The organism is Nodularia sp. LEGE 04288, from assembly GCF_963896525.1.
In the GTDB taxonomy this organism is placed as follows: domain Bacteria; phylum Cyanobacteriota; class Cyanobacteriia; order Cyanobacteriales; family Nostocaceae; genus Nodularia.
Genome location: NZ_CAWQOY010000011.1, coordinates 46824 through 65965 on the forward strand (window position 1 = coordinate 46824; position 19142 = coordinate 65965).

The 19142-nt window shown below is 45.5% G+C and carries 11 protein-coding genes and 1 pseudogene; 7 read left to right on the forward strand and 5 right to left on the reverse strand.

Going from position 1 to position 19142, the window contains the following annotated elements; genetic code table 11:
• The first annotated feature begins 25 nt into the window (after positions 1-25).
• From AACX33_RS00955 to AACX33_RS00970, 4 genes and pseudogenes are all read left to right on the forward strand, one after another.
• Positions 26-193 (forward strand): hypothetical protein, encoded by a 168-nt coding sequence (locus AACX33_RS00955; RefSeq protein WP_194001173.1) that lies wholly within the window; start codon positions 26-28, stop codon positions 191-193.
• Between the two features lie 119 nt (positions 194-312).
• Positions 313-3171 (forward strand): aminomethyl-transferring glycine dehydrogenase, encoded by a 2859-nt coding sequence (gene gcvP / locus AACX33_RS00960; protein WP_194001382.1) that lies wholly within the window; start codon positions 313-315, stop codon positions 3169-3171.
• A 265-nt stretch (positions 3172-3436) separates the two neighbouring features.
• On the forward strand, positions 3437-8206 hold the full coding sequence (locus tag AACX33_RS00965; protein WP_194001175.1) for a PAS domain S-box protein: 4770 nt from the start codon (positions 3437-3439) through the stop codon (positions 8204-8206).
• Between the two features lie 145 nt (positions 8207-8351).
• Positions 8352-9158: pseudogene (locus AACX33_RS00970) on the forward strand (IS5 family transposase).
• A 148-nt stretch (positions 9159-9306) separates the two neighbouring features.
• Here the strand turns inward: AACX33_RS00970 and AACX33_RS00975 are convergent.
• Both AACX33_RS00975 and AACX33_RS00980 read right to left on the reverse strand, forming a co-directional pair.
• Positions 9307-10179 carry an SDR family oxidoreductase gene (locus AACX33_RS00975; protein ID WP_194001177.1) on the reverse strand — a complete coding sequence of 291 codons (873 nt, stop codon included), beginning with the start codon at positions 10177-10179 and terminating at the stop codon, positions 9307-9309.
• 20 nt (positions 10180-10199) lie between these two features.
• Entirely contained in the window at positions 10200-10952 is a 753-nt protein-coding gene (locus AACX33_RS00980) for a tetratricopeptide repeat protein (RefSeq protein WP_194001178.1), read from the reverse strand.
• Positions 10953-11261: 309 nt separating this feature from the next.
• Between AACX33_RS00980 and AACX33_RS00985 the strand changes: the two genes are divergently transcribed.
• Positions 11262-12596, forward strand: coding sequence for a pentapeptide repeat-containing protein (locus AACX33_RS00985; RefSeq protein WP_194001180.1), 1335 nt, complete (start codon positions 11262-11264; stop codon positions 12594-12596).
• Positions 12597-12749: 153 nt separating this feature from the next.
• Here AACX33_RS00985 and map read toward each other — a convergent pair whose 3' ends face one another.
• Together map and AACX33_RS00995 are read right to left on the reverse strand one after the other, a co-directional pair.
• Complete coding sequence (map, locus tag AACX33_RS00990; protein WP_194001182.1) at positions 12750-13511, reverse strand: type I methionyl aminopeptidase; 762 nt, start codon at positions 13509-13511, stop codon at positions 12750-12752.
• On the reverse strand, positions 13508-14527 hold the full coding sequence (locus tag AACX33_RS00995) for a Gfo/Idh/MocA family protein (RefSeq protein ID WP_194001184.1): 1020 nt from the start codon (positions 14525-14527) through the stop codon (positions 13508-13510). The genes map and AACX33_RS00995 overlap by 4 nt, the downstream gene beginning before the upstream one ends.
• 496 nt (positions 14528-15023) lie before the next feature.
• Between AACX33_RS00995 and AACX33_RS01000 the strand changes: the two genes are divergently transcribed.
• Positions 15024-15323, forward strand: a complete 300-nt coding sequence (locus AACX33_RS01000; RefSeq protein WP_194001186.1) for a ferredoxin — start codon at positions 15024-15026, stop codon at positions 15321-15323.
• Positions 15324-16173: 850 nt separating this feature from the next.
• Here the strand turns inward: AACX33_RS01000 and AACX33_RS01005 are convergent.
• Positions 16174-17763: a SpoIID/LytB domain-containing protein gene (locus AACX33_RS01005; RefSeq protein ID WP_228049049.1), complete on the reverse strand. Its 1590-nt coding sequence runs from the start codon at positions 17761-17763 to the stop codon at positions 16174-16176.
• A 256-nt stretch (positions 17764-18019) separates the two neighbouring features.
• Between AACX33_RS01005 and lepB the strand changes: the two genes are divergently transcribed.
• Positions 18020-18592 carry a signal peptidase I gene (gene lepB / locus AACX33_RS01010; RefSeq protein WP_194001190.1) on the forward strand — a complete coding sequence of 191 codons (573 nt, stop codon included), beginning with the start codon at positions 18020-18022 and terminating at the stop codon, positions 18590-18592.
• Positions 18593-19142 lie beyond the last annotated feature (550 nt).

Genomic DNA, 19142 nt, shown 5'->3' on the forward strand with positions numbered 1-19142 from the left:
ATTCCTGAGAAAATATGGTTCAGTTATGGTTCAAACACTTTGTCAAAATCAATTTTTTTTTAAACGAACCGCCAAGTACGCCAAGTACGCCAAGGGAGAAGTACGCCAAGTGAAGAAAGAGAAGAAAGAGAAGGAAGAAATGCTTTGCAAATTGGTTAAACAATTTTGTTCAAAAATCAGCGATGAAATTTAGATGAATTAATCTGCGACTCCCACTTATTATGAGTATTTGTTGCAAAATATGAAATAGTTACGTTTGGAGTTCAACTTGTGGTACATTACCCGCCTCTTCCTAAATCAAGCCATTCACCGATGGTGAGTCAAAGGAGTCCCAAGTCAAGTAATTTCGCACAACGACATATTGGCCCTAACTCTGATGACATCCAGCAAATGCTTGAGGTTTTGGGTTTACAAAATCTGGACTCCCTGATTGACAAAACAGTACCGCAGGGTATTCGACTCCAGAAAAGCCTCAAGTTACCACCAGCCCAAAGTGAGTATGCAGCACTGGCAAGATTAAAACAAATTGCTGCCAAAAATCAGGTGTGCCGTTCATATATCGGTACGGGATACTACGACTGTATCACTCCCCCGGTCATTCAACGGAATATTCTGGAAAATCCTGGTTGGTATACAGCCTATACTCCCTATCAGCCAGAAATTGCCCAAGGAAGACTGGAAGCGCTGCTGAATTTTCAGACGATGATTATTGACCTCACAGGGTTGGAAATTGCCAATGCTTCCTTACTTGATGAAGCGACAGCCGCAGCCGAAGCTATGAGTCTCAGTTATGGTGTGTGCAAAAATCAGGCAAATGCTTATTTTGTCTCTGAGAATTGCCATCCCCAAACTATCGATGTGTTAAAAACTAGGGCTAAACCCTTGGGGATTAAGATCATTATCGGTGATCATCAGACATTTGATTTTGCTGAACCGATTTTTGGGGCTGTTCTGCAATATCCCGCCAGTGATGGCACGATTTACGACTACCGCGCTTTTATTGAAAAAGCCCATGCTGAGGGTGCATTGGTGACGGTAGCGGCAGATCCTTTAAGTTTAACTTTACTCACGCCACCTGGAGAATTTGGGGCTGATATTGCTGTGGGCAGTACTCAGCGCTTTGGTATTCCCTTGGGGTTTGGGGGACCTCATGCGGCTTACTTCGCTACGAAAGCAGAGTATAAACGGCTGGTTCCAGGGCGAATTGTGGGAGTATCAAAAGATGCTCAAGGTAAACCCGCTTTACGTCTGGCTTTGCAAACCCGTGAACAGCACATTCGTAGAGAAAAAGCAACTAGTAATATCTGTACGGCACAGGTTTTATTGGCAGTGATGGCGAGTATGTACGCTGTATATCATGGTGCGGATGGTATCAGGAATATTGCTGAGAATGTTCACCAGTTAACTGTCACTTTGGCAGCAGGATTGAAGCGGTTAGGATACAAGATTAATTCTGAACATTTCTTTGATACGCTGCAAGTGGATTTAGGTACACAATCTGTCAAAGCTATTCTGGAAGCTTGTCAAGGGCGAAATATTAATCTGCGGATTTTCGATGCTACATCTGTGGGGATTTCCTTAGACGAAACCACGACACCAGAAGATTTAATTGACCTCTGGCAGATTTTTGCAGGTACAGATCATCTTCCCTTTACCATAGAAGAATTACCCCCATCTTCTCACATCCCCTTCCCCCGTACCAGTAACTATCTGACTCATCCTGTATTCAATCGCTATCATTCAGAAACTGAGTTGTTGCGTTATCTGCATCAGCTAGAAACGAAGGATTTGTCTTTAACTACATCGATGATTCCTTTGGGTTCCTGCACAATGAAGTTGAATGCAACATCTGAGATGATTCCGGTGACTTGGGAGGAATTTGGCAAGATTCATCCTTTTGCGCCACCGTCACAAACACGGGGTTATCAAATTCTGTTCCAGCAACTTGAGGCATGGTTGGCTGAAATTACGGGATTTGCAGGAGTTTCTCTCCAACCTAATGCTGGTTCTCAAGGGGAATACGCAGGACTTTTAGTGATTCGGCAATATCACGAAACTCGTGGGGAAGGACACCGCAATATCTGTTTGATTCCGGAATCAGCACATGGAACTAATCCAGCTAGTGCGGTGATGTGCGGCATGAAGGTGGTGGCTGTGGCTTGTGATAAATTCGGTAATATTGACCTAGATGATTTGCAAGGGAAGGCTGAAAAACACAGTCAGCAACTGGCGGCTTTAATGGTGACTTATCCTTCAACTCACGGTGTGTTTGAGGAAGGAATTCAGGAAATCTGCGCTGTTGTGCATAGTCACGGTGGACAAGTTTATATGGATGGGGCGAATATGAATGCCCAAGTGGGTATTTGCCGTCCTGGCGATATTGGCGCGGATGTCTGTCATTTAAATCTGCACAAAACTTTTTGTATTCCTCATGGTGGCGGGGGCCCTGGTATGGGACCGATTGGTGTGGCGGAACATCTTGTACCGTTCCTTCCTGGACATCCTGTTGTACCTAAGACTCAGCATTCTCAGATTGGGGCGATCGCAGCTGCGCCTTGGGGTAGTGCTAGTATTTTAGTGATTTCCTGGATGTACATTGCCATGATGGGTGCTGAGGGTTTGACTGATGCAACGAAGGTGGCAATTCTCAATGCTAATTACATCGCCCACAGACTCAGTGATTACTATCCGGTGCTGTATAAGGGGAAAAATGATTTAGTTGCCCATGAGTGTATTTTAGATTTGCGATCGCTCAAAAAATCTGCGAGTATCGAAATCGATGATATTGCCAAGCGGCTGATAGATTATGGTTTCCATGCGCCGACTGTCTCTTGGCCTGTGGCTGGTACTATTATGGTGGAACCGACGGAAAGCGAGTCTAAGGAGGAGTTAGACCGTTTCTGTGATGCGTTGATTGCTATTCGTGGGGAAATCTCGGCAATTGAATCAGGAAAGATGGATATTCAAGATAATCTCTTGAAGAATGCACCTCATACTGCCCAAAGTTTGATTGTGGGTGAATGGAATCACGGCTATTCTCGTGAACAAGCTGCTTACCCTGCGCCTTGGACGCGTGAACATAAGTTCTGGCCGAGTGTGGGAAGAGTTGATGCGGCGTTTGGCGATCGCAATTTTGTTTGTTCTTGTCTGCCAATGGAAGCTTATCAGTGAACAGTGAACAGTTATCAGTTATCAGTCAAGAGAGATAATTGGGTTTAACTCCCGGACTATATCGGCGTTAAATCCACAAAAAGCGTTGGTGGCGGGTCTAAATCCCCCACCATCGGCCTTCCTAAATGTTCACTGATTTCAGAGAAATTACGGATGAACCCTGTTAAACTTTCAGTAGGGAGTATCTCAAATGTGTAAAAATAAAGAAAGTCAAATTATTTGCAATTGTCCATCGCGAATAATCTAGTAAAAGTCGGCAGAAATAATGAATTGGGATCACTTGGTGGCAATGATCGCTCTCCAGATCCGTCAATCCTTAGACCTGGCTACGATTTTACAAACCACTGCGGACGAAGTGCATCAACTTCTTAAGTGCGATCGCGTACTACTATATCAATTTGACCCTGATTGGAGCGGTCAGGTGGTGGTGGAAGCCGTTGCCGATCCCCAGTGGTCGTTGTTGAATCGGGTGGTACATGATACCTGTTTTGAGTCCTGCTGGCTGGAATCCTATCAAGAAAAGCAGATCCGCGCGATCGCTGATGTTGCTGCTGCCAACCTCACCCCCTGCCATGCCGAATTTCTGACCGGATTTCAGGTCAAAGCCAACCTGGTGGTTCCAGTGCTGTGTACATCCCAGCTTTGGGGGTTGTTAATTGTCCATAACTGTACGGCTCCTCGCCCATGGCCAGATGCAGAAATTGCTGGTGTGCAACAAATTGCCGTTCATCTGGGCATCGCAATTCATCAAGCGGGCTTGGTGGCTCAGTTGCAAGCTGCAAACGCGGATTTGGAAGCTCAGGTCGCAACTCGCACCCAGGAACTAGAACAGGCTAATCAGCAACTTTTAGCCAAAGTAGAGGAGTGCAACGAAGTCGCGATCGCATTGCACCAACGGGAAACCTTTTTGCACCAGGTTCTTGATAGTCTGTTTACCTTTGTCTGGGTGTTAACCCCCGATGGGGTGTTGATCGAGTCCAACCAAGCTCCCTTGGATGTCGCTGGCATAACTGAGGATGTAATTGGCAAGCCCTTTGCTGATGCTTACTGGTGGTGCTACTCCTCAGAGGCACAGGCACAAATTCGTGAGGCCATCGCCCAAGCCCAGCAAGGAAATTCCGTGCGATTTGATATTCCGGTGCAGGTGCGGGGAGGCGATCGCATCATTATCGATTTTTCCCTCAATCCCCTCCGCGACGCTACTGGAAAAATCACTCATCTGATTCCCTCTGGCATTAATATCACTAAACGCAAACAAGCAGAAATTGCCCTGCGCCAAGGCCGAGACGAACGGTTTCAACTGGCGGCGATTGTGGAATCTTCCCAGGATGCCATCATTAGCAAAACCTTTGATGGCATGATCACCAGTTGGAATCAGGCGGCAGAAAGATTATTTGGCTACACCGCCTCGGAGGTAATCGGTCAGTATGTGACGGGAATGATTCCACCAGAGCGCCAGTCGGAAGCCGAATTGATTTTACAGCGCATCCACCGAGGGGAGTGGGTTGATACCTACCAAACCCAACGGTTACATAAGGATGGCAGCTTAGTAGATGTAGGATTAACCATTTCCCCGATTCGGGACGAAAACGGTGTGGTAATTGGCACATCGAAAATTGCCAGGGATATTCGCGATCGCCAACGTCTGGAAGCTGAACGAAACCAAGCCGAACTTCAGCTGCGCCAGAGCAACGCCCAACTTGAAGATTTCTTTGACAATGCCAGCGACCTGATCCAGAGCGTCTCTTTGCAGGATGGGCGGTTTCTCTATGTGAACCGCCTATGGCTGACCACCCTGGGCTACGAGCGCGATGAACTTGCCGCTTTGACTATCTTTAACTTGATTGCCCCTGAGTGTCTACCAGATTATCAAAGGATATTTCAGGAATTGCAATCGGGAGCAATTGACCATGTTGAGCCACTGGAAATTGCCTTTGTCAGTAAAACAGGAAAAAAGATTCTCCTGGAAGGTAGTCTCAATGTCCGCTGTGAAGCAGGGATACCCATTGCCACCCGCGCCATCTTGCGGGATGAGACAGCGCAACGCCAGGTGGAAAAAACTCTCCAGGAGCAAACAACGATACTCCGCATCTTCTATGAATCTTCGCCCCTAATCCTGGGAGTGGTGGAATTATCAGACAATGACATTCTCCATACATACCATAACCCAACCAACCTCAAGTTTTTTGGGGTTTCTCCCGAAGCCCTCGACCACAAATGGGCTAGTGAAATTGGAGTTCCACCAGAGCATATCCAACTTTGGTTGTTTCACTACCACCAAAGCCAGGAGATGCAAAAGCCGGTTCAATTTGAATATGAACATGAAACGGAGGCTCAGACTTACTGGTTGTTAGCCGCAGTTCAATTTATCGGCATTGCCAACAGTGGGCGATCGCAATTTTCCTATACAGTGCAAGATATTACTGAACGCAAACAACTGGAAATTGAGCATCAGCGTGCAGAAGCTATGCAGCGTCAGGCGGAACAAGTCAGTCATGAACTCAAACTCCTGGAGAATATCTTAGATATCATCCTGGCGGGCTATTGGGATTGGGATATTCAGGAAAATCAAGAATACCTCAGCCCCGGCTTTAAACGGATGTTTGGCTATGATGCTCACGAACTCCCCAATTCACCACAAACCTGGCAAAAACTGATCTTTCCAGAGGATTTAACCAGGGTCTTAGCCTGTTTTGAGCAACATATTCAAAGTCGTGGGCAGATTCCCTACTACAACGAAGTCAGATATCGTCACAAGGATGGCTCAACGGTTTGGGTGATGTGTTCAGGACAAGTGATTGAGTGGGATAACGAAGGCAATCCCATGCGGATAATTGGTTGTCATATTGACATTACTGATCGCAAACAATCAGAAAATAACCTCCGCCACATTAACCTGGTATTAGAAAACGCTGTGGAAGGAATTGCCCGCTTAGATACTACTGGGCGATACATCAGCGTTAACCGCGCCTATGCTGAGATTTGTAGCTATGAACGTGATGAATTAATCGGTCAGGGATGGAAGGTGACAGTTTATCCAGAGGATTTACCTGCTCTGGAATCGGCCTATGAAACCATGCTGCAAACGGGCAAGGTAAATGTTGAAGCCAGAGGGGTGCGTCAGGATGGCTCTCTGTTTTACAAGCAGGTGATCATGATTACAGACCACGATGACCAGGGCGCATTCATCGGGCATTACTGTTTGATGAAAGATATCAGCGATCGCAAACAGGCAGAACTCGCCTTACAGCAAAGTGAATCCCGCTATCGCAACATCATTGAAACCACTCTGGAAGGGGTGTGGATGCTGGATGCAGATGGTAAAACCACCTTTGTCAACCAGAGGATGGCAACCATGCTGGGTTACACTGAGTCCGAGATGAAAGACACCACGCTCATAGATTTCATTGCTCCGGGTGACCTCCCCCAAGCCCAAAGTTATCTGCAAAGGCGACGAGAAGGCATTGAGGAACAGCATTCCTTCAAGTTTAAGCGCCAGGACGGAACTGATCTGTGGGCGATCATCTCAGCAACACTGTTGTTAGATGACCACGGCAAGTTCATGGGGATAACTGGTTTACTCACCGACATTACCGAACTCGTCACTGTTCAAGATGCACTCAAAACCTCGAAAATGCAACTCAGTAGTGTTTTAAATAGTTCCTTGGATGGCATCATGGCGTTTCGTGCCTTACGCGATGACCAAGGCATGATCATCGACTTTGAGTGGCTGTTGAGCAATCCCACCGCCTACTCCCTTGTGGGACGACAAGTAGATGACCTGATTGGGAAGCGGCTGTTGCAGGAACTTCCTGGCAATCGAGATGAGGGTTTGTTTGATCTCTATGTTCACGTGGTGAAAACTGGCGAGCCAATTCAGCGAGAGTTTTACTATAACCAGGATGGGCTTGAGTCTTGGTTTGAAAATATTGCGGTCAAATTGGGAGATGGCTTTGCTGTCACCTTTCGCGATGTGACGCTGATCAAAAAATCAGAACTGGCGCTCAAACTGGTGAATCAACAACTGAAAGAGCGTGTTGCTGACCTTGATCAACGCCATGCCGAAATGTTGATCTTGAGCGAAATCAGCGATTTTCTGCAAGCCTGTCTGACAGTAGCAGAAGCCTGTGCCGCCCTCAGCAGCTTGGTGGAATCCCTCTTCCCTGGCTGTACAGGGGGAGTGTTTGTTACCAATCCGTCTCGTAACCGATTGGAGATGCTGTCCTCTTGGGGAGATTCCCTCCAATCTGCACCCGACTTTCACCCCAAGGATTGCTGGGCATTGCGGCGGGGGCGATTGCATACCTGCGACCACCATCGGTCGGGGCTACGCTGCCAGCATATCCCGGCAAATGAAGCGATAGCCATTACCCTCTGCATCCCCATGATTGCCCAGGGTGAGACTTTGGGTTTGTTCTACCTCAGTACCGATACACCTACCGCCCTACCCGACGCTAAACGACAGATGGCGCGTACTGTTGCCGAACAGGTAGCACTGGCGATCGCTAACCTCAATCTTCGGGAAACCTTACAACATCAGAGCATCCGCGATCCTCTCACTGGTTTATTTAACCGACGGTATCTGGAAGAAGTCCTGAAACAAGAAATTGATCGCGCCCAACGTAAGCAACACTCAATCGGTGTGGTGATGATTGATGTGGATCACTTTAAGCGATTCAATGATACCTACGGTCATGATGCCGGGGACTATGTGCTGCAAACCATTGGCGCACTACTGAAAGAAAGGGTGCGTGGGTCAGATATTGCCTGTCGCTATGGGGGAGAAGAAATGACCCTGGTTCTGCCGGAATCTTCCCTAGAGGAAACCACTATTAAGGCAGAAGCAATTCGAGAGGCGATCGCCAAACTGACTCTTGCTTACAACGGAAAGCATTTGGGCAACCTTACCATATCACTCGGCATTGCAGGCTTCCCAAAGCACGGCACCACAGGCATAGCCCTGATACAAGCTGCTGATGCTGCCCTCTACCGTGCCAAAGCCGCCGGACGTAATCAAGTTGTAGTTGCACCATAATCGGGATTGAGCGCTGATTAAACTCAGCTTTGTTACAGCTATTTTCAGCTAAATGAACTACATCTTTATATCTCACGCATTGGCGCTAGGGCGTGTTTTCAAACTGGTTGTATCCTAAGAAATAGGCGATCGCGTTGTAGTGATGATGAATAGACCAGACTTAAGCAACGAACAGTGGGAGAGGTTAAAACCGTTACTACCACCAGAAAAGCCACCAACAGGGAAGCCAAATAATGACCACCGCACAGTTGTGAATGGCATTCTTTGGATACTGAGAACAGGCGCACCGTGGCGGGATATACCAGAACGTTATGGAAAGTGGCAGAGTGTGGCCACAAGGTTTTACCGATGGCAAAAAGCTGGAATCTGGAATCAAATCTTAGAACATCTACAAGCAAGCGCTGACGAACAAGGAAAGCTTGATTGGGAGGTTCATTACGTTGATGGAACAGTGATCCGCGCCCACCAACACGCAGCTGGTGGAAAAAAAGGGGCGCAGAAGAGGAGAAACTAGGTCGAACACGCGAGTGGGTTTAGTACAAAAATACACATACGTTGTGAAGGTAAAGGTAAACCCATAACGTTTATTCTCAGCCCTGGACAAAGAAACGAGTCCATTTTTCTAGAACAATTGATGGAACAAGGAGCAGTCAAGCGTTCTGGGCGTGGTCGTCCACGTTTACGCCCTTTACGATTAGTCGGAGATAAAGGGTACACGGGTCGGAGAATACGTAATTACCTTCGCCGCCGTGGTATCCGTCTCACCATTCCACGACTCTCAAATGAACCGCGACGCGGCCCTTTTAACCGTGAAATCTACCGTCAACGCAACATTGTCGAACGCGCTATCAACAGACTCAAACAATTTCGCCGCATTGCCACCCGATATGAAAAACTTGCAGCCAATTATACAGCTATGATTACGATCGCCTGCATTTTGTTGTGGTTATAGTTTGAAAACACGCCCTAGCCTCTCCCTTTGGGGGTTTTAAGATTGTTAAGAATTTTGTGGGTAATGGATAGCTTTGTCAAGGCGAGGGGAGTTTTTTAATTTTTATCACGCAGAGGCGCAGAGACGCAGAGGAGGAGGAAGAGATGAGCTAAATTTTTGGAATTCGCTCTAGTTCTGTTTTTATGGATAGGGGTTGATACCCTAATGCAAAGGCTTTGGCACTATCTAAGGATACGTCGGCGGGTCTGGGTGCTGCCATTTTTACGTCTTGCTGTTGGCAACTTTTGAGTCCGGTTTCTGGGAGTTGGAATACTTCTACTAGTAATTTGCCGAAATCGTAGCGCGAAATTCGCTCTTTTCCTCCCAGGTGAATGTAGCCGTTGATTTTTTCTAATGCTAATAAAATGCCTTTAGCGGCTGTGATTCCACTAACTGGGGTGCGAAATTCATCTGTGAATAATTTTAATTCTTTGCCCTCTTTTAAGGTTTGGATAAATGGTTGCATAAAGCTTTTGGCTGTGGGTGTTTCTCTACCAAACATTAAGGGCATTCGACACACTGCTGTCATGGGATATCGTTCTAACATTCCTATTTCTGCCATGACTTTTTGTTCGCCGTAAGTATTGACAGGAGACACAGAATCTGTTTCTTTATAGGGTGCATTTAAACCATCAAAAACTAGGTCTGTTGATGTGAAGGCGCAAGGTATGGCATAATCTGCACAAAGTCCGGCAATATTACAGGATGCGGTGACGTTAATTGTCTGGGTTTCTTGGGGATGGGTTTGACAATAATTAGGTTGCGATCCCGCGGCTGTATGAATGACTGCATTGGGGCTGATATCATTGAAGAGGCGCTTTAAGTCTGAAAAATCTGTTAAGTCTACTGGGAGGATTTTGATTCCTGGCAATTCTAGAGAATGGGTGCAATAAGTACCATAAACTTCCCATTCTTGTTTGGCTAGTTGGCAAAGATGCCACCCTAAAAAACCACTAGCTCCGGTGATTAAGATTTTTTTCATTTCGCGGAGTATGATACACTCTACAATGATTGCTGAATAATTTTTTGAAACTGCTGCTTATTACGCACTTTATCAAAGTCTGGGTCAGTTTTTGCTAACTCTTCATACTTCCCAGGAATCAGTTGCATGGCTTTTTGCAGGTTCTCAATTGTTAAGTCAACATTTTCTTGTAAGGCATAAGCACAGGCTTTATTATAATAGGCTTGATGCTTGTCCGGCTGAAGGGCGATCGCCTGATTATAAGATACTAATGCTTCTGGGTATTTTTGCATTTTTGTCAGGACAATTCCTCGGTTAATCCAGGCTTCGTGTTTGTTTGGCTGAAGAGCGATCGCTTGATCGTATGATGCTAATGCTTCTAAATGTTTTTGCAATGCTGTTAAGGCATTACCCCGGTTATACCAAGCTTCATCTTTATCGGGTTTTAGTGCGATCGCCTGATCATAAGATGCCAATGCTTCTTCGTATTGCTGCAATGATATCAGAGCATTGCCACGATTTATCCAAGTGTCAGGATTCTTCGGTTGGACAGTGATCGCTTTGTCATATACTTGAACAGCATCTTGGTAATGTTGCGTGTCTAGTAAACTATTGCCTTCATGAAATAAATTTTGCGCTTTTTGGGTGGCTTTAGCTTCTGTTAGTAACTGAGCAACATTAATTTCTTGTACTACTTGCGTAGCATATTTTGTTGATGTTCCTGTGCCATTACCACAGCCAAACGTGAAAAAACTCATCACACTAGAGGCAACTAAGCAACGCCAAAAAACCATGCTATACCTACAAAACTCATAGAACAATGTTCAAACACTTTGAAATTTTATAATACTATCAAAAAACATTAAATTTTTGCATTAATTTTTGCTGATCTGGAAAATTAACTAGCGCCATTAGCGTAACGCGGAGCCTCTCGTAGACAAAGGCTTGAGGCGTTATGGGCTACGCGCACGTTTTTCTACAGTTCAGTGCATCTATGGCTACACCACACAAGCTATCATACAGAATTGGTATAAAGCAGTAACTACGAGTCAGGAATTTATATCCCACAAATCTCAACCTGTTGGGTAAAAATAGTAAGCATAATGACTGAATCTACTCCCCCCCAGCCACCAAATCCAGAACCTTTAACCCCAGACAATTTTGACAGTGGTACAGATGACAATAACTTGACCCCAGAAGCACTAGCCGCGCAAGAATCCTTAGCAAAAATTGCCTCTTTGCAATCTCCACAAAATAGAGATGCTTTGCAAAAAGCCCATTCCCAAATTAAGCAATACACTATTAGTCAATTCACTGTCAAGCCGAGGGCATTACTGTTTACTTTAGTCGCGATCGCCATCACTTTTTTTGGACTTGTAATCAATAACTGGCTGATAGGCATCTTGGGAACTGTGATTAGTTTAGTATTATCTCTGACGATGCTATTACCTTGGTGGCAATATGTGTTGCAAAAGTGGTTTTCGTCCCAAGATAGAACACTATTTGTCGCCTTTGTCGGTCTAGTAGTCGGGATAATCGGCGTATTTAAATTTACTGGTTTAGGCTCCCGCTTGCTGATTTGGGGAAAGCAAATTAGCTGGGAAGCTTCGGGTAGTTTAGCCGAATGGTTTGGGGCTTTGGGGCAAATTCTGATTGCGATTATTGCCGTTTATGTCGCATGGCGACAATATGTGATTTCCAAAGACTTGACAATTCAGCAAAACCTGCTGACAGTGCAGCAAAATATTATTACTCAGCAGCAAACCATAGATTCCTATTTCCAAGGTGTCTCAGATTTGGTCTTAGATGAAGAAGGATTATTAGAAGATTGGCCCCAAGAAAGAGCGATCGCAGAAGGACGGACAGCCGCTATATTTAGTAGTGTAGATGGCAGTGGTAAAGCGAAAATTATCCGTTTTCTCTCCCGTTCCAAATTGCTCACCCCTCTCAAGCGCGATCGCCGCTTAGGTAGAGCCATTCTTGACGGTATGGGGGGTTACGAAGAAGACCGCCTAGATGGTGTCCGCGTCATCGATTTAGGCGTAATGTTAGCCGCAGCAGACCTTTCTAGTAACGATTTACGTTGGACTGACCTGAGTGAAGCTAATTTGGTGCGCGGTAATCTCAGCAATTGTGATTTAGTCAAAGCTAATCTCGCCCGCACTATCTTATATAGTGCTAACCTCACTGGTGCTGATTTAAATGGGACTCGTTTTTTCTATGGTTCACTAGCAACAGCCTCACCCCGCAGTCGTGACGAGCCACCAAACTACCAGACGGGAGAACACACTGGGGCTGTGGTGGAAAATGCCGATTTTACCAATGTCCAGCGTCTACCTGAGATGACTCGTCACTACTGCTGTGCTTGGGGTGGTGAAAAAACTAGAGCCACTATTCCCGGCGGTTGCGAAGGTATTCCTAACAAATTGGGACGGTAAAAAGAGGCAGGGGGCAGGGTGCGGGCTTGCCCTGAGCGTAGCCGTAGGGGGGCATGGGGGAAGACCCAGAGGTCGCTTGTATCCCGCCCCAGTTGCATGGAACGTCTATACATTCTTGGTCAGCAGATGTCTACTGTTAACTGATAACTGAACTTAAGCTAGGGTGAGAATTTCCACGCCATCTTCTGTTACAGCTAAGGTATGCTCACATTGTGCCGACAATTGGCGATCGCGAGTTACCGCCGTCCAACCATCATCGAGAACCTCAACTTCCCAAGTACCAACATTAATCATCGGCTCGATGGTAAACACCATTCCGGCTCTGAGACGTTTGCCTTTGCCTCGTGTACCATAGTGGGGAATATCGGGTGCAGTGTGGAAAATATTGCTGATCCCGTGTCCTACAAAGTCGCGCACCACAGAAAAGCCCTGCGCCTCCGCATACTCTTGAATGGCTGCACCAATATCCCCAATTTTTGCCCCAGGCTTGACTTCAGCAATCCCCAGACGACGACATTCTTCGGTTACCTCTACCAGTTTCTGCGCTTTTGGGGAAGGAGTTCCAACTAAAAATGTCTTGGATGTATCGCCGTGGTAGCCATCCACAATCAATGTGACATCGATATTGATAATGTCCCCTTCCTTGAGAATCTGTCTGGCGTTAGGAATACCATGACAGACGACCTCATTCACACTGGTACAAATTGACTTGGGATAGCCTTTATAACCCAGAGGTGCGCTTTTAGCTCCGTGAGCTTGTGTCCAACGTTCAGCTTCATCATTCAGTTGGAGTGTGGTAACTCCCGGCTTCACCATTGGTTCCAAGTGTTGTAAAAGTTGCCCCGCCAAGCGTCCTGCTTGACGCATTTTGTCGAGTTCTCGTGTAGATAAAATGACAATTGGTTCGGTTTTCATAAACTTTTGTCGGCAGGATCTCTCATAAATATAGTTAAACCCGTCTGTGCAGCTCTTTGGACAGCATCAGCAACCTTAAGGGTATATAAACTTGACTCTGGGGTGACGTACAAAGGAGTGCCATCAAAAAGATGATCTAACACCATAGTTGTATCTTTAGCAAACAAACCCCGACGAGTCCCAACCTCTATTGGTGTTGTTTCCCCGGATTGAATCAAAAGTCCGGTGTTGCTATCAAAGATTAAACCACCCTGTTCGCCGTGAACTTCAAATTTCCGTTCTGGTTGCCAAAGGGTTTCGCCTTTGCCATAAACTACTTGTGCTAACAGTCCATTTTCAAAGCACAGTTGACTGATGCAGAAACAAGTTTGATAGTAATCCTGTTCTGTTTCCCAATATCGCTGATGACAGTTAACTGTAAAGACTTTACCAAATAAATCGGTGAGCCGATGTAATCGCGACAGCGCCCCAATTAAAGGGAAACCAAACAGTTGATGATTATAAGTCCACTTCCGGGGTGCGGGATGCTGAGGATTGATGGTGCTGTAGCGAACATAAAAAATCTCGCCAACTTTAGCTATGTTCTGCTTCAAGGCTTGATGTAAGCCACCCAAGAGTTCAATGTGTTCGACGTGTAACAGCTTATTTTGGGCTTTGGCTAAGGCGATTAATTCCTCAGCTTCGGTGACATCTACAGACAAGGGATATTCGACAATTACGTGTTTGCCTTGTAAAAGTGCTGCACGAGCGATCGCACCATGATCGCGGTTAATTGTGGAAATCACTACCAAATCAATATCTTCGCGCTCTACTAATTTTTCCCAGGAAGTCAACGCTTCTGTCTGGTATTCTTGAGCAAAGGCGGCTGTGTTTTCTGGCTGATGACCTGCGATCGCTACTAAATTTGTGCGTTGATCACCCAGTAATGCCTCAGCCCGTAGTTTTGCTGCATATCCAGTACCGACTAAGCCTACACGCACTTTTGCTGTTTCCAAAGTTCTCTCTGAATTATACATGATCCTCACCAGTTCTGTTTTTGACCAAGCCCAGTTGGGGCGGGGTGTGGGGGAAGAAAGAGCATCGAACAACCAGTGGATCACAAGCCCCGTCGTCTCAAGACGATTGTATTGATGGGGGTTCCAAGCCCCGACCAATACCGTCTTCCCTACACCCTACCCCCTACACCCCATTCGTGACATCCCACGCCTAGAATATGCGAAATTGTTGGTTCATGGGTCAAGAAATAGGAAAGGGGGCAGGAAGAAGAGACAAAGAGGAGGGGCAGGGAGCAGGGGAGAATACTGATGGCATTTAATATATAAAATAAACTTATTGTTATCTAATAACTCAACTTCATTACTAATCGGGGTCGATTTCCAGTTAAAACCTGTGATTTTTCTCGTAGTATCAGAATTGAAGTCATTGGAAACTAGCGGCTCATCTCATAAGGAAAGCCCTGTGCTGTGCTTCAGAATAACTTATACTGCCGTTTGAACAAGAGAGGATTACTTAATGGCTACTTTCAAAGTCACTTTAATTAACGAAGCCGAAGGTTTAAACCAAACAATTGATTGTGAGGAAGACACCTATATTCTTGATGCGGCAGAAGAAGCTGGTCTTGACCTGCCTTTCTCTTGCCGTGCTGGTGCTTGCTCAACCTGTGCTGGTAAAATCGTCAAGGGTAGTGTTGACCAATCTGACCAATCATTCTTAGACGATGACCAGATTGAAGGTGGATATGTGCTGACCTGTGTTGCTTACCCAACTTCTGACTGTACAATCGAAACTAACAAAGAAGAAGACCTCTACTAAGAGATCACTGTCTCAATCAAACACCTCTTTCTTGCAAGAGTTAATACTGGTATAGCAGGGGTGTAAGGCCTTGCACCCCTGCTTAAGTTAGAAAAGCCGGGTTTTTGTCCCTGGAAAGATCAAATTTTTCTGGTGCCAACTCGCAAAAACCCGGTTTCTGAGATTTAACGTGTCGCGGAAGTCCCCACCCTCAATGTACTCATAGGGTGGGGATAGGGAGCGGACGGCGACGATTCCAACTCCGACCAATATCAATCTTCAGATTGATTAGAGAGCGGGTTGGATAAGGAGTCGTCAATCTTGAGACTAGGCAACCTGTCAATGTAATCTTCAATCATTTGAGTTACTGTTTTTTCCTTCAACGTGGCATGGTTTTTTAGTTTGTTGAAACGCTTTTCCGATATACGGATATGCACTTCCTTTGTTTTCATAAATATGTCTATACCGTGGACATATCTATGGTAATATATAAATGGTTGTTGACCCACCCACTCGACTCATAACAAACGGTCACAGTAGCAGTAATATGCTTACCAAGTCTAAGAGCGAGAGAAAGGGGGAAAGACCTCGGTCACTGGTTCGCAAGGTTACGTCCTGCGGTAAAAATAAGCCATACAGAGGTGTACGAGAAAGTAATCAAACTGTCTGCGGGAGGCGGACGGCTGCGCGGGTTCTTCCGATGAGTTGATAAAGGTAGCAATACCAGAGACGCTGTGTAAGACCATCATCGGGTTTAGTCCCGAATATCCTTGTGATATACCCAACGTGGCAACGACGAATGAGACGCGAAACGATGATGGTTGTTTTACTGAAGCTCCGGTTTCAGCGAAGCAAGCCGGAGTACTTCACCCTAAAACTTGATCTCGTTGCTGAGACTTTTAATCTGGGTATCAGGGTAATAAAATTGCAGAATTTGGGAATTTGACCAACCAAGTTTAGCTAAATTTTGAGCGCCAGTTTGACTTAAGCCAACTCCATGCCCCAATCCACCACCAATAAAAGCATATCCCCACAAATCTGGTGTACCTTTGTTCAGAGCTTCTATATAAAACAGCGTACTTCTCGGAGCTGCAAAGGCGCTACGAATTTCGTCTTTCTCTAGGGTAAAAACGCCGATATCTGTCTTCACAGCCAGTTCCAGAATCCGGCCACTTTTACTCCGCTTAACTACAGACATAGCCTCAACGGTGTTAAATTTGGCATAGGGGCTATTTTTGATTTCCAGGAATTTTTTTAAGAGTTGGTTAATATCATCAATGGGAGTTTCCCGGTTCCAACGAAAGGTATTCCAGGCACTTTCATTAAATCCTTCTCGCCGATTAATAAAGTTACGAAAGTTGGTTTCATCGGCTAAACTCTGCTCAGATAAATTCCAAAAATTAGTCGCTGCATCGACTACAGGGCGTAAATAGGGACGATCTTCACCATTCCAAACATCACTAAAATAGGCAGTAACGCCGCCAGTAGTAGAAGAATATAGGGCATCCACTAGCTGATCATCATAAGTTAAAACCATACCCCTCGTTGCGGCGATCGCCTGATCGGTACTAGGGGCTGTGCCACTCCAACCGTAATAAACTTGACAGTGAGTATCAGCACACAACTGATAGTTATCAGTCACAAATCTCCGCAAATTCCTTAAAGCATAAGTCCGGGCGAGAATGGCTTGGGCTTCCACGGCGGCCTTTGGCGCACTTGTGCCAATTTCGTGAGGTACAACCCCACGCAAATAGCTTTCTAGAGGTACTTCATTCACTAAAGTATATGTACCATAGGCATTGGGCTGTAAAGTCAGACTTCCGGGATAGAGACGATTAGTTTCGAGTTTTTCGCCTCTTTTGACCCGAATTAAGTTGTTATTTGTACTAATTTCTAAATTATTGGGGCTGTAACTGTTACCGTTGACCAACCAACGCACTCGCGGCACTTCTGGCAAAATTTTCGTATCGATATATGCCATTTCCTTTCCCGCAGCTTGTACGCCCTGAAATAGCAACCGTCGCAGCAAGGGACTACTGTAAACATCCCGTTTAGCCCAAACTTGCCAGCGTTCTGGTTGGGCTATTTCTACCTCTATTCCCTGAGAACGCCAATTTTCGGCGCTGTTTTCCGCAGTTTCAAAGGTGCGGTATGTACCTAAAACCACTACCTCCTCCACTTCAGGTTTCGGTAAAGGTTCCATGACTGTTTCTAGATTGACTGGGTTTTGGGTGACTAAGGTTTTTTGCTGATTACCTTCTGTAAATCTAAGCTGTAAGCGATCGCCTGATGTTGGTTCCAGTTGCAACTTGACTTGGAGATTCTCGCCAAATCGCTGTACAATCCCAACTCTCAGTTCTACATCCTGATTTTTGCTATCAACAGCCGAAGCCCCTGTCAGCCCCAACAAACAAAATGTTGTCAGTACAGTGTAGGAAAAACGCCAGAATGTAGATGTCATAGTAGTCATATGCTTTCTTACCAATTCAAAAATGCAAACAATTACGGAGATTTTTTTGTTGTTTCTACCTAAAAGTGTTGGCACTTATAGTTCATAAATTAACAGACCCTTTCATCCAAAGAAAAGTTTTAAAATTGATCAATCGGTAACAAAAGCAAATATTCACTCTGGGAATGGGTGAAAATGTCAAAAGCATACCTTTAGCGCCAAAATAATCAAGGTATTCGTCCCACATTTTGAACTGGCTGAAATCTTTATGACTCCTCACGAAAGTGATGCAAAACCAGCTGCTACGTCATCGAAAGGATGGAGTAGTTGGCTAGAAAATCTGACTCTGATTGCGATCGCCTTATGTTTAGCCATCCTGATCAGAACATTTATCGCCGAACCCCGGTATATCCCATCAGACTCAATGCTACCTACCTTACACACAGGCGATCGCTTGGTAGTAGAAAAAGTCTCATATCGTTTTCACCCTCCCGCAGCTGGAGAGATTATCGTTTTTCAGCCTCCCGCAGAACTGCAAAGCCGGGGATATCCCCCAGACCAAGCCTTTATTAAACGCGTCATTGGTGTCCCTGGAAAGATACTCAAAGTCACTAACGGTAAAGTTTACCTGAACGGAGAAGCTTTAGAAGAAGACTACATCGCCGAACCCCCCAATCAGCCATTTCCCGCCGTACAAATTCCAGAAGAAGAGTTTTTTGTCATGGGAGATAACCGCAACGATAGTAACGATTCTCGCTACTGGGGGTTTTTACCGAGACAAAATATCATCGGTCGGGCAGCATTTCGTTTTTGGCCTCCTGATCGCATTGGCTTTATTTAGTGTCACTCAATTTGGGATTTGGGATTTTAGAGTCCAAACTAAGCGATCGCATTTTTTCTAGGATACAACTAGTACCGCAAGGCGGAAGTCAAAAGTCAAAAGTCAAAAGTCAAAAAGCTTATAAAATGGGCTTTTCATGGATTTTGAATGGTCTGTTTATTTACGCCCTGTTGTACTAGTGGACTGACAAGCCTAAAATGTTGCATTATGTTTCTCTTGTGGAACAAGCATACTATGGCTAACGCCACGCTACGCGAACGACAAGCTCAGTACACGTCTTGCCTGTTCTGGAGGGACCAGTAGCCCACCCCACAATCTTTATGCTTATGCACTAATTTAAGCTTGCCACGCCAGTAGGGTGCGTTATGGGCTTTAGTCCTAACGCACCGAAATTTTAGGATGTGCCGAGTAACACACGCTACGATGGGGTACTGCTGTATTTAACCAAAAAGCGCTATATTTGACCTGATAATTCCGTAAAACTAGTTAATGCTGGTGTAAATAGCTTTTAACAATGTGGTTGCTGACAGGCGCAAGGCGCAACATTTCT